At 64.4% G+C, this 12,505-nt stretch carries 11 protein-coding genes; 3 read left to right on the top strand and 8 right to left on the bottom strand.

Annotation, left to right across the window (positions count from 1 at the left end):
• Positions 1-22: 22 nt before the first annotated feature.
• Positions 23-1,306 carry a phosphoribosylamine--glycine ligase gene (gene purD, locus FJ949_RS18365; RefSeq protein ID WP_140498027.1) on the bottom strand — a complete coding sequence of 428 codons (1,284 nt, stop codon included), beginning with the start codon at positions 1,304-1,306 and terminating at the stop codon, positions 23-25.
• Positions 1,307-1,463: 157 nt separating this feature from the next.
• On the bottom strand, positions 1,464-2,285 hold the full coding sequence (locus tag FJ949_RS18360) for a phytanoyl-CoA dioxygenase family protein (RefSeq protein WP_140498025.1): 822 nt from the start codon (positions 2,283-2,285) through the stop codon (positions 1,464-1,466).
• Positions 2,286-2,376: 91 nt separating this feature from the next.
• Here FJ949_RS18360 and FJ949_RS18355 point away from each other — a divergent pair, with 91 nt between their 5' ends.
• Both FJ949_RS18355 and ubiA read left to right on the top strand, forming a co-directional pair.
• A complete protein-coding gene (locus FJ949_RS18355) occupies positions 2,377-3,288 on the top strand; it encodes a LysR family transcriptional regulator (RefSeq protein WP_140498023.1) in 912 nt (303 codons plus the stop codon).
• Between the two features lie 68 nt (positions 3,289-3,356).
• Positions 3,357-4,340 (top strand): 4-hydroxybenzoate octaprenyltransferase, encoded by a 984-nt coding sequence (gene ubiA / locus FJ949_RS18350; RefSeq protein ID WP_181172069.1) that lies wholly within the window; start codon positions 3,357-3,359, stop codon positions 4,338-4,340.
• Positions 4,341-4,415: 75 nt separating this feature from the next.
• Here the strand turns inward: ubiA and FJ949_RS18345 are convergent, their stop codons facing one another.
• The 3 genes from FJ949_RS18345 to FJ949_RS18335 form a co-directional block, all read right to left on the bottom strand.
• Complete coding sequence (locus FJ949_RS18345; RefSeq protein ID WP_140498020.1) at positions 4,416-4,982, bottom strand: DUF6101 family protein; 567 nt, start codon at positions 4,980-4,982, stop codon at positions 4,416-4,418.
• A 182-nt stretch (positions 4,983-5,164) separates the two neighbouring features.
• Positions 5,165-6,595, bottom strand: a complete 1,431-nt coding sequence (locus FJ949_RS18340; protein WP_140498017.1) for an FAD-binding oxidoreductase — start codon at positions 6,593-6,595, stop codon at positions 5,165-5,167.
• Positions 6,596-6,605: 10 nt separating this feature from the next.
• Positions 6,606-7,580, bottom strand: a complete 975-nt coding sequence (locus FJ949_RS18335; RefSeq protein WP_181172062.1) for an L-threonylcarbamoyladenylate synthase — start codon at positions 7,578-7,580, stop codon at positions 6,606-6,608.
• Positions 7,581-7,741: 161 nt separating this feature from the next.
• Here FJ949_RS18335 and FJ949_RS18330 point away from each other — a divergent pair, with 161 nt between their 5' ends.
• Complete coding sequence (locus FJ949_RS18330; protein ID WP_140498011.1) at positions 7,742-8,191, top strand: hypothetical protein; 450 nt, start codon at positions 7,742-7,744, stop codon at positions 8,189-8,191.
• Between the two features lie 89 nt (positions 8,192-8,280).
• Here the strand turns inward: FJ949_RS18330 and glyS are convergent, their stop codons facing one another.
• From glyS to FJ949_RS18310, 3 genes are all read right to left on the bottom strand, one after another.
• Positions 8,281-10,581 carry a glycine--tRNA ligase subunit beta gene (gene glyS, locus FJ949_RS18325; RefSeq protein WP_140498009.1) on the bottom strand — a complete coding sequence of 767 codons (2,301 nt, stop codon included), beginning with the start codon at positions 10,579-10,581 and terminating at the stop codon, positions 8,281-8,283.
• 194 nt (positions 10,582-10,775) lie between these two features.
• On the bottom strand, positions 10,776-11,450 hold the full coding sequence (locus FJ949_RS30695; RefSeq protein ID WP_224617678.1) for a DUF559 domain-containing protein: 675 nt from the start codon (positions 11,448-11,450) through the stop codon (positions 10,776-10,778).
• Positions 11,451-11,579: 129 nt separating this feature from the next.
• Positions 11,580-12,500 carry a glycine--tRNA ligase subunit alpha gene (locus FJ949_RS18310; protein ID WP_181165179.1) on the bottom strand — a complete coding sequence of 307 codons (921 nt, stop codon included), beginning with the start codon at positions 12,498-12,500 and terminating at the stop codon, positions 11,580-11,582.
• Between the last annotated feature and the right edge of the window lie 5 nt (positions 12,501-12,505).

Raw genomic sequence — 12,505 nt, 5'->3', positions numbered from 1 at the left:
GCGCGCGACCGGATGCTTGCGGTCAGCTTGCTCCTGCCGTTTCGCGCGCCACGGCCTGCCAGCCAATGTCGCGGCGGCAGAAGCCCTGCGGCCAATCGATACGGTCGAGCGCGGCATAGGCCTTCTCCTGCGCCTCGCCGACAGTCGCGCCGACCGCGGTGACGTTCAAGACGCGACCGCCATTGGCGACCAGCGCACCGCCATTGATGGCGGTGCCGGCATGGAAAATCTGGGCGCCTTCGCTGGCAGCCTCATCGAGCCCGCGAATGACCGAGCCTTTTTCGGGCGTGCCGGGATAGCCCCTCGCGGCCATGACGACGGTCAGTGCCGCCTCGTCGCTCCAGCGCGCCGATATGTGCGCGAGCTGGCCATCGACGGCGGCATTGAGCAGCACCAGCAGGTCGTCCTTCAGCCGCATCATCAGCACCTGGCATTCGGGGTCGCCGAAGCGGGTGTTGTATTCGATCAGCTTCGGCCCTTCGTCCGTTATCATCAGCCCGGCGAAGAGAATGCCGGCGAAGGATGCACCCGTTAAAGCCATGCCGCGCATGGTCGGTTCGATGATCTCGCGCATGGTGCGCTCTACCATCTGCGGCGTCATTACCGGGGCCGGCGAATAGGCGCCCATGCCGCCGGTGTTGGGGCCGACATCACCGTCGCCGACGCGTTTGTGATCCTGCGCGGTGCCGAAGGGCAGTGCTGTAGTGCCGTCGCACAGGCAGAAGAAGCTGGCCTCCTCGCCGGTCAGAAACTCCTCGATCACCACTTCCGCGCCGGCCGTGCCGAAAGAGCCGTCGAAACAGGCGTCGAGCGCGGCCAGCGCCTCATCCATCGTCATTGCGACCGTGACGCCCTTGCCCGCGGCAAGGCCATCGGCCTTGATGACAATCGGCGTGCCCATCTTCTCGACATAGGCCTTGGCCGATGCCAGGTCTGAGAAACGGCCATAGGTGGCGGTGGGGATGTCATATCTGGCGCAGAGATCCTTGGTGAAGCCCTTCGATCCTTCGAGCCGCGCCGCCGCACGCGACGGGCCAAAGACGCGGATGCCCCAGCCACGCAGATCGTCTGATATGCCGGCCACCAGCGGCCCTTCCGGCCCAACCACTACGAGGCCGATCTCTCTGTCCTTGCAGAAGGCGGCGACAGCGGAATGATCGGCGATGTCGAGCTTGATCAGCTCCGCCTCGCGGCCGATGCCAGGATTGCCGGGCGCAGCATAAAGCTTGGTCAGCAAGGGCGACGCGGCGATCTTCCAGGCGAGCGCATGTTCGCGGCCGCCGGAGCCGAGAAGAAGAACGTTCATGGCCACCTCTTGATGCCTGTAATCTTCCAGAGAACCCGCTATTGCTCTCTGGACGACGGGTCAAGGCATCCGGGCGCTTTGATCGGAATTGCGCACGGGAACGTTACCCCCGCCCGAAATCGGCGGCGTACTCCGCCGCCGATTTCGGGCAAGCGCCTCAGCCCTGGAAGACGACCGGGAACCAGTCCTCGCGCAGCTTCTGCCCCGGCTGCATGCCATGGCCATGATAGGGCGGGGAGGTGCGCCCCGGCCGTTCGACATAGTGGGCGTCGTCGCCGACCCAGCGCAGCGAAAGCGCCCGCCGCCGCGCCGCGGTCAGGTTGCCGCGCGCGCCATGCGCTGTCCTGAAATCGAACAGGATGGCATCGCCCGGCTCCATTTCCCATTCAAGCACCTCCAGCGAGGGGTCCGTGTCTGGATCCGGCACCGGCAGGTAGTCGCCCTCGTCGGCATAGAAATTGCTGTCGTCGAGCCAACGCACCGGCAGGATCATCTTGTCCCATTTGTGCGAGCCGGCAATCAGCCGCAGCGTTGCCTCCTTTACAGGGTCGATAGGGATCCAGAAGCTCACCGTCTGCCGGCCGTCGACGAAGTAGTAAGGGATATCCTGATGCCAGGGCGTCGGCTTCTGGGTGCCCGGTTCCTTGACAAGGACATGATCGTGGAAGAACTGCGCCGTGCGCGACCGCATCACCGCGGCCGCCAGTTCGGCCGCCGGCGATTCGCGCACCAGCTTGACGAATTCGGGAATGCGTTCCCAGTTGCAGTAGTCGTCGAAGAAGCTGCCGCGGCCGTTGGCGATGTCCGAGGCGGTGGCGCTGCGGTTTTGCATGTTGCGCTCGATGCCGGCGGCGATCGTTTCGACCCAGTCCTTGAAAGCGCCGCGGATGCAGACAGCGCCGTCGCGCTGGTAATCCGCTATTGTCCGCGCATCGATCAAGCCTGTGTCGATCGCGCGAGGTGCGGTCCGGGAAGCCATGGCATTCTCCTTTCAGGGATCGATGCCACTATCGCAACCCTCTTTCATTCAGTAAAATAATAACTTCTGATCCGTCATATAGTTATATTCTATGAGCCCTACCCTCACGCAATTGCGCTATCTGGTTGCCGTCGCTCGCCATGGCAGCGTTACCCGCGCGGCCAGGGCGTTGAACGTTTCACAGCCGTCCATTTCGGTGGCCATCGACGCGGTCGAACAGGATTTCGGCCAGAAACTCTTCGTGCGCCAGCGCGGAAGCGGCGTTTCGCTGACATCCTTCGGCCGCGCCGTGGTGGCCAAGGCGAAACAGGTCCTTGCCGAGACGGACGAGCTCATCGGTCTCGGCTCGCGCAAGTCGGCGCTCGGGGGCGAACTGGTGCTCGGATGCTTCGAAGATCTGGCGCCTTATTTCGCGCCGGCCCTGATCCGCGCCTTCTCGGAACGCCATCCTGAGGTTGCAGTGATCGTGCGCGACGAGACCTTCGAGACGCTCGGGCGGCGCCTCGGCGATGCCGCCGTCGACCTCGGGCTCACCTACGATCTCGGCCTGCCTTCGCATTTCGCCCGTATCCTGCTGCATGAACTCAGGCCGCATGCGCTTTTGCCGGCCGGACACGTGCTGGCGGATCGTCCCGATGTCAGCCTGGCCGATCTGGCCGCCTATCCGCTGATCACGACGGACCAGCCGCATAGCTGGCAGCACATGCTGGACCTGTTCCGCAGCCGTGGCCTGTCGCCGATCGCCGACAGGCAGACAAGCTCGTTCGAACTCCAGCGCAGCATGGTGGCCAACGGCTTCGGCGTCGCCGTCAGCTACACGAGGCCGCATGGCGACCGCAGCTATGACGGCTTGCCTCTCGTCTGCAAACCGCTTTCCGATCCGCTGCCCATGCAGCGCATCATCCTCACCCATGACACGCATCAGCGCCTGCCCAATGCCGTGCTGGCCTTCATCGACGTGGCAAAGGGCTGGTTCTCCACCCGCGACATCTTCGCCTCCTGAAGCGCTGACGAATGCCACTGCCCTGCTCGCCGCTTGACGGTTTGCGCGGCTGCTGCCACTCCATCGTCATGGAAACGGTTCAGTCGAAAGCAGCCCAGGGCCGCGTCGCCGACGCGCCGAACGGCCATTGGGTCTACCGCGTGCTGCCGCGGCCGATATGGCCCTACGCACAGCTTGCCCGATGGGACCGGCCGATCGGCTGGCAGTTGCTTTTGTGGCCGTGCTGGTGGTCCGCGGCTCTCGCGGCCAGCGCCTACCCGCGCCCGGGCGATCCGCTGCTTTCACTGCTGCCGGCGCCCTTGTATCTCGTGCTGTTCCTGGCCGGCGCCATCGCCATGCGCGGCGCCGGCTGCACCTACAACGACTTGGCTGACGAAGACATCGACAATCAGGTCGAGCGCACGCGCTCGCGGCCGCTTCCGTCGGGCAAGGTCACGCGGCGTGGGGCGTGGCTGTTTGTCATCCTGCAGGCACTGGTCGGACTTGCCGTGCTCTTGCAGTTCAACAGCTTCGCCGTCCTGCTCGGCGTCTGCTCGCTGGCCATCGTCGCCATCTATCCATTCATGAAGCGGATCACCAACTGGCCGCAACTGGTTCTCGGCCTTGCCTTTTCCTGGGGCGCGCTGATGGGATGGGCGGTTGAGTTCGGCGACCTCGACGGGCCGGCCATCATGCTCTATCTCGGCTCGATCCTGTGGGTGATCGGCTACGACACGATCTATGCGCACCAGGACAAGGAAGACGACGCCATCGTGGGCGTACGCTCGACCGCGCGCCTGTTCGGCGACAACACCAAGTCGTGGCTGGCCGGGCTTTACGGCGGCGCGCTTGTCTGCTTCGCCATCGCCTTCGCGTCAGCGCAGGCCCCTGTCGTGGCTCTGGCCGGACTTATCGCCGCCGGCGCCCACATGGCGCGGCAGATCCTGGTGCTGGATATCGACAATCCGGATCAATGCCTGCGGCTGTTCAGGTCGAACAACCAGGTCGGCTGGCTGATCTTCCTCGGCCTCATCGGCGGCGCGCTGTGGGTGGCGCTGAAGCCACTGGTGTAGTTTTCTTTTCCTTCTCCCCGTTTACGGAGAGAAGGTGGCGCTAGCCGGCGCCAGCCTTCCAGACAGAATTTCAGCCTATTCGCGCGCGATGATCTCCTCGCCGCCGATCACCAGCCTGAGACCGAGGTCACCCGCCCTGCGGCGGGCGAGGAAGCGCGGGCGGCGCATGGTCGAAACGCGGCCCTTGCGGCGGTCCTGCGGCGGCAGCGTCTTGATGGCGGCGCCGAGCGATTCCTCCAGCGTGCGGGCGATGCCGTCCGATTCGATCAACAGCATCGGCAGGCGATAGGCGTCGGCCCAGGCGCGCCAGTCGGCGGCGACGTCGTCGAGATCGTCGGCCACCAGCAGCGGCACCGACAGCATCGGATCATTGTGCAGGAGTTCCAAAGTCACCGTGACGTTACCTTCCGGGTCCTCCATCGCGCGGGCGGCAACGCCGCGGAACGCATTGGCGGGCAGAGCGATGATCGCCGGTACGCCGCTCATCTCGAGCAGGCGGCGGATCACGGCGCCACGGTGGTCGATGGTGAAGGTCACGTCGCCATAGTCGTCGCGCGTGGCGTAGCTTACCACCTGCGGCAGGCGGAATGGGTCGAGGCGCATGTTGCGTCCCGCCCAGACTGGCTTCAGTCCAGTGTTCATTGAATGCCTTCCTGTTTCTCCTGAGAGCCGGTGTCCGGTTCTCTCCGGGCCAGTTTTCCCGGCCTCGTTATGGGGAAACAGTAGCGCGGCCTCCTTACCGCCGCGCTTAAGAAAGTCGGTTAAATTTTGCTGATCACGGGGATGGTTATCGGAATGCGACCGAGCGCTTGAATCCGAAAGGATCAGATAACCTTACCAGGATTCATGATGCCGGCCGGGTCGAAGGCCTGCTTGACCCTGCGCATCAGGTCGATCGCCATCGGCGGGGCGGTGGCGATCAGTTCGTCCCGCTTCAACTGGCCGATGCCGTGCTCGGCCGAGATCGAGCCGTGGAAGGAGCGCACGACGTCGTGCACGGCCTTGTTCATGGGGTGGTAGAGATCGAGAAACGCCTGGTCGTCGCCGTCGATGGGCCGCGAGATGTTATAGTGGAGATTGCCGTCGCCCATATGGCCGAAGCAGACCACGCGCGCTCCGGGGCTGACCGAAGCCACCGCGCCGGCGGCCTCTTCGATGAAACGTGGGATCGATGCCACCGGGACCGAAATGTCATGCTTGATCGAGGCGCCCTCGGGCTTCTGCGCGTCGGGCAGCACCTCGCGAAAATTCCAGAAGGCATCGCCTTGCGCAAGGCTGGCCGCGATCACCGCATCGCCGACGATTTCCTGTTCCAGCCCGGCCCCGAGCACGTCCTCGATCAAGGCCCTGGCATCTTCTGGTGAACGGCCGGACGAGATCTGCATCAGCACATACCACGGCCAATCCTGCGCCAGCGGCCGCACCACGCCCTGGGCATGCGCCAGCGTGAAATCGTAGGGCCGCTTGCCGATCAGTTCGAAGGCGGTGAGCGCGGCGCCGGCGCGGTCCGTCGCCAGGCTGAACAGCGACAGCGCCGCCTCGGCCGACGGCAGGCCGACGAACGCGACCTCGCGACCTTTCGGCTTCGGGAACAGTTTCAGCACGGCGGCGGTGATGATGCCGAGCGTGCCTTCGGCGCCGACGAACAGGTTCTTGAGGTCGTAGCCGGTATTGTCCTTCTTCAGCTTGCGCAGATCGTCGAACACTTCGCCGGTCGGCAACACCACCTCGACGCCGAGGCAGAGCTCGCGTGCATTGCCATAGGCCAGCACGCCGGTGCCGCCGGCATTGGAGGAAAGATTGCCGCCGATCTGGCAGGAGCCCTGCGCGGCCAGCGACAGCGGAAACAGCCGGTCTGCGGCATCGGCCGCTTCCTGCAACGTCTGCAAGATGACGCCGGCCTCCGCCGTCACGGTGTTGGATAAGACATCGATCTCGCGGATGCGGTTCAGCCGCGACAGGGACAGCACGATTTCGCGGCCGGACCTGTCCGGCACCTGGGCGCCGACCAACCCGGTATTGCCGCTTTGCGGCACGATTGGCGTTGCCGTCTCGGTCGCCAGCCGCAGGATCCGGCTGACCTCCTCGACGCTGCCTGGCCGCAGCACGAGCGATGTCGCGCCATGCCATAGCCCGCGCCGTTCGGTGATGTAGGGTGCTATATCGCGCTGGTCGCGCAACGCGTATTTTTCGCCTACGATCGCCGCGAAGCGGTCGATGAGAGCGGTGTCGGGAATCTCGGCGATGTCGGTCATGTGCGCGAAACTAGGTTGGCGGCAAGCTATTGTCACGCGGCGCGGCGGCCCGTGAAAGCCGATCGTTGATCGCTTCGCCGAGCCCGTCGAAGGGAACGGGTTCCACGGCGATGGTCCGCGCGCCGCTGCGATCGAGTTGCTGCATGTAGGCGAAAAGATTGCTCGCCGCTTCGCGCAGGTCACCGGCCTCGGACAGATTGAGGCAGGCGGCCGCCTTTTGCCAGCCTTCGGCGCGACGTTTGCCGAAGGCCAGCAGCGCCTCGCCTTCGCCGACGGTCCCGGCGTTGAGCCGCACCGCGGCGTCAGGCGCATAGTGCGAGGCAAGCATGCCCGGCGCCTCGACACCGGCGTTGGCGCCGCGCAACAGGTCCATGCCGACGACCGCCTCGATTTCCTGGGCGGCAATGCCGCCGGGCCTCAGCAGACGCAATTTTCCCTCTTCGGCTTTGACGATGGTCGATTCCAGCCCGACCGGCGTCGCGCCGCCATCGACGACCAGCTTTATGCGTGCGCCGAGATCAGCCGCCACGGCCTGCGCCGTCGTCGCGCTGATCCTGCCGGAGGAATTGGCGCTGGGAGCCGCAAGCGGCCGGCCAAGCCTTGCAATCAGGTCGCCGCCAAAGCCCCTCGGCATGCGCAAGGCGATCGTGTCGAGCCCGGCGCTGACCAGCGGATGAATGCCGTTGCCGGGCCGCTGCGGCAGCACCAGCGTCAAAGGACCCGGCCAGAACGCAAGCGCCAATTTCCTCGACAGCGGATCGAACAAAGCAATGCGCTCGGCCATCGCCATGTCTGCGACATGGGCGATCAGAGGGTTGAAGCGCGGCCGACCCTTGGCCTCGAAGATACGCGCCACGCCAACGCCGTTGGTGGCGTCGCCGGCGAGCCCATAGACGGTCTCGGTCGGAATGGCGACCACATCGCCGCTTTCAAGCAGCGCCAATGCCCGTTCCATCGCCTCGCCGACGGCAAGAATTTCAGCCACTCTGGTCACCTCACGAATGCCGGCTGCGTAGTACGATGGCGTCCAAGGGGCAAGCCCGGCCCTTGGCGATTTAACAATCCCTAAAATGCTACGGTTCCGCGAAAGCCGGCATCAATTCCGACCCGCTATCGTGCGGCTTCGGGTAATGGGGAGCTTTCATCGTGTCTGTGCGTATTTGGGGAACGCTTGCTATCACGCTGGCGGCGATGGCCGGCGGGGCCCAGGCCTCGTCACTGGTCTTTCCCGGCGCGCCGTCCGCAACGCCGTCCATTGTCACGCTGGAGGCAGCCGATGCTGCCAAGGCAGGCGATATGCGGTCGGTCACCGCGCTCGGTGAACCTGACGTCACCTATGAAAAAGTGGCAGCGATCCCGAACGCGCCTGAGGCGCGGCACGGCTTCCTGCAAAACCCGATGATCATTCGCGGCGGTATTGTCGGCAGCGCCTTCTCGACGCCCACGCAGGCCAAGGCGCCGGCCACTGCCCCTGCAACCGCCACCGCTTCAGCGGCACCAGCGGCGAATGGGCAGGAGACCCCGGCGACATCACCGGCAGCCGCGCCGGCGGCGGCAGCGCAGCAGCCCGTCCCTGGGGTCGGCAAGCTCAAGTAGCGGCTGTCTTGACGTCGGTCCGGCGTCCGGCACCATTGCCGGACAGGCCGCTTTTGCGCCGTGGACGAGTGTCGCCGCCTGAAGTCTCTTTAGCCCGCGATCTTGGAGAAATCCGCAACCTGGTCGGTGGCCGCGCGGATGCGGGCGAGCAGCGCCAATCGATTGGCGCGCACGGCCTGATACTCATCATTCACGAGAACGCGTTCAAAGAATGAATCAACCGGTTCGCGCAAAACGCTAAGCGCCAGCATGGCGGCGGAAAAGTCTTCGTTTTGAATCGCTTCGCCGGCTTGCCTCTCGGCCTGATTCACCGCCGCGAACAGCGATTTCTCGGCATCCTCGCGGAACAGCGCCGGCTCAACGGTTTCGGCGATCGCCGTTTTCTTCTTCTCCTCGGCAGCCAAAATGTTGGCGGCGCGCTTGGTGCCGGCAAGCAGGTTCTTGCCGTCCTCGGTATCTAGGAAAGAGCCCAGCGCCTCGACGCGGCGTACGATCTGCAGCAGGTCATCCGACTGCGGCGTGATGACAGCGTCGATCAGGTCGTGGCGAGCGCCCTGATCGCGCAGGTAGACTTTCAAGCGGTCGTGGAAGAAGGCGAGGAGGTCTCGGACCTGATCCGTACTGCCAACCGTGTAATTCATGGAGGCGCTGCCGAAGATCGTCGTCAGCCCCAGTCGAATGCGGTTCTCGACCAAAATCCTCACGACGCCGAGCGCAGCGCGACGCAGCGCGTAAGGATCCTTCGAGCCTGTCGGCTTTTCATCGATGGCCCAGAAGCCGACAAGCGTATCCAGCTTGTCGGCGAGCGCGACGGCGATCGACACCGGATCGCTCGGCACGTAATCGGACGGCCCCTGCGGTTTGTAGTGCTCTTCGATGGCTGCGGCCACGGACGAATGCTCGCCCTGGAGCAGCGCGTATTTGCGGCCCATGGCGCCCTGCAATTCCGGGAACTCGCCGACGACTTCGGTGGTCAGATCGGCCTTGGCGAGAACCGCGGCGCGAGCGGCGAGCGCGGGATCGGCGCCGACGAGCGGCGCCAGTTCCTCCGCCAATCGCCTGATCCGCTCCACGCGCGCGCCCTGCGTGCCAAGCTTGGCATGGAAGGTCACATTGAGGTGGTCGAGGCGCGCGATGCGCTGGTCGAGAGGCTTCTTCAGGTCAAGCCCGAACTTTTTCGCCGACCCCTCGAGCTCAGCGAGATCAGGCAGATCGCCCTGGTCGGTCGTCCAGAAATAGAGCGCGTCGGAGAGGCGCGCGCGCACCACCTTGCCGTTGCCGTGGGCGATCTCCTTGCCGCCGTCACTAGCCTCGATATTGGCGGTGAGGATGAAGCGGTTGGAAAGTTCGCTGATCTCCCCCCTTGAGGGGGAGATGCCCGGCAGGGCAGAGGGGGTCGTCTCATGTGGAGCGCCGGCGTCCTCTGTGTGCGAAAGGGAGTCGCGTCCCGTCGTGCCGACCCCCTCTGTCGGCTTCGCCGACATCTCCCCCTCGAGGGGGGAGATTGGGCGCGATGTCACAAAGCACTTCTGGTTGGCGCGGATGGTCAGGCGGATCACCTCGGCCGGAATGGCCAGGAAAGCGTCTTCGAACGCGCCCATCAGCACCACGGGCCATTCCACCAGCCCGGACACCTCTTCCAAAAGCCCCTCGTCCTCGACCAGATCCAGCCCGTTGGCGAAAGCGAGGTTGCGGGCATCGGCAAGGATGATCTCCTTGCGCCGGTCGGCGTCGAGCACGACCTTGGCCGCTTCCAGCTTGCTTACATAGTCGTCGAAGCGACGCACGATGATGGCGCCGGGCGCGTGAAAACGGTGGCCGTAGGTGACATTGCCCGAGCGGATGCCGTCGATCTCGAAATCGACCACGACCGGCTCCTCGGTTTCCGGACCGAAGGTGCACAGGATCGATTGCAGCGGCCGCACCCAGCGCAGCGAGCCGGGCTTGGCCGAGGCCGGCCCCCAACGCATCGATTTCGGCCACGGGAAATTGCGGATGATATCAGGCACCAGTCCGGCGATGATCTCTTCCGCCGCCCTGCCCGGTTTCGAGACATGGGCGACGTAGAAATCGCCCTTCTTCGGGTCGGAATGGACGTGTGCCTCGGCGACCGAGGAAAGCCCGGCCTTGCGCAGGAAGCCTTGGACTGCCTGTTCCGGCGCCGTCGTCGACGGCCCCTTGATCTCCTCGCTGATATCCTTCGAGCGCGCGGTCAGCCCCCTGATATCGAGCGCCAGTCGCCGCGGCGTCCAGTACTCGCGCGCCGCCTCGTAAGTCAGCCCTGCCTCGACCAGGTCGTCGGTCAGCATCTTCCTCAGATCGCCAGCCGCCTTGCGCTGCATGCGGGCCGGGATTTCCTCGGAGCGAAGTTCGAGCAAAAGGTCCGGCATCAGAGTGTCTCCGCCCGCATGCCATTTTCCTGTTCGCGCGTCCTCGCGCCTCCGGCGCTGCGGGCGCGCGGCTGGGCCGGGATTTCCTCGGAGCGAAGTTCTAGAAGCAGGTCAGGCATGGATAGCTCCTCACCCTCCCCTCGATGGGGAGGGTCGGCGCGTCAGCGCCGGGGTGGGGTGGCGGCGTCTCAATCTCAAGCGCCTTCGGCGTCTGACGGGCGAAGGTCTGATTTTCGTTCTTCCACCGCCGCATAGATCGTATCGAGCACGGAATCCAGTTCGTTTTTGATTTCGTGGTTCCAGAAACGGATGACACGATAGCCCTGACTTTCGAACCATTTTGTCCGAATTTCGTCGTGTCGTTGCTGACGATCGAAACTGTGGTGAGCGCCGTCCACCTCGACGATCAGCTTCAGGCGGTGCGAGATGAAATCAGGGAAGTAAATACCGACCGACGCCTGCTTGCGAAATGAGTGCCTTTCCACCGGGATGCGCCATAGGTGCCGCCACAAGATGCGTTCTTCGTCGGTCATCGCCGCACGAAGCCGTTGCACCGACCGCAGTTTGAACCGATCGAGTTTCGGCATGAGAAGTCGCGCTGTCACCCCCACCCGCCGCTTCGCGGCGACCTCCCCCATCCAGGGGGAGGTAAAGAGGCCATAGCAACTCGGCTGGCCGCTGTCACCCTTTCCAGAAATTTTGGGCGTCCTGTCGGGACGGGATGATCCCACCCGTCCTTGGATCAAAGATTTCCATGAACCGAACGCAGCGCTGAAGCGACCCACGCTCAGGCAGAGAGCTATTGGCTGAACGACCATGAACACGGTATCCAGACTTTTGCAAATCCTGGCGCTCAGCGCCTGCTTCACCGCTCAGGCCCATGGCGCCTTCTCGATGCCGGGCGTGCGCCAAGCATTGCGCATAATAGCCGGCCCGAGCGGCCAGATTCTATCGCCGATCAACGCTTCCCTCGATTTGATGAGGGAGGGTGCCTGAGATCAGGCCGCCAATCCGCCGGCCTGCGTCTTCAAGAACGCCTCGCCACAGGCTTTCGCCAGATTGCGCACGCGCAGGATGTAGCTCTGCCGCTCGGTGACGGAGATCACGCCGCGCGCGTCGAGCAGGTTGAAGACGTGACTGGCCTTGATGCACTGGTCGTAGGCGGGAAACACCATGCGGTGCACAGGCAGATTGTCGTTCGATGCGGGCGCACCGGCATCGAGCAGTGCCTTGCATTCGGCCTCGGCATCGTCGAAGTGGCGCAGCAGCATCGTCGTGTCGGCGTATTCGAAATTGTGACGCGAATATTCCTGCTCGGCCTGCAGGAAGACATCGCCGTAGGTGACCTTGTCGGCGCCGTCGCGGCCGTTGAAATTGAGGTCGTAGACATTGTCGACGCCCTGCACATACATGGCCAGCCGTTCCAGACCATAAGTGAGCTCGCCCGCAACCGGCGCGCATTCGATGCCGCAGACCTGCTGGAAGTAGGTGAACTGCGACACCTCCATGCCGTCGCACCAGCATTCCCAGCCAAGGCCCCAGGCGCCCAGCGTCGGGCTTTCCCAATCGTCTTCGACAAAGCGGATGTCATGCAGCAGCGGGTCGATGCCGATCGCCGCCAAAGAGCCGAGATAGAGCTCCTGCAGATTGGGCGGATTGGGCTTCAGGATCACCTGATACTGGTAGTAGTGCTGCAGCCGGTTCGGATTCTCTCCGTAGCGGCCGTCCTTGGGGCGGCGCGAAGGCTGGACGTAGGCGGCGTTCCAGCGCCTCGGTCCAAGCGCCCGCAGCGTCGTGGCCGGATGGAAGGTGCCGGCACCGACCTCCATGTCGTAGGGCTGGAGGATCACGCAGCCATAGTCCGCCCAGTAATTGTGCAGAGTCAGGATCAGCCCCTGAAAGGAGCGGCTGGGATGCATATGGG

The organism is Mesorhizobium sp. B2-4-1 (assembly GCF_006442185.1).
Lineage (GTDB): Bacteria > Pseudomonadota > Alphaproteobacteria > Rhizobiales > Rhizobiaceae > Mesorhizobium.
Note: the sequence above shows the minus strand (reverse complement) of the source record. Positions and strands in the feature narration are given on the sequence as shown.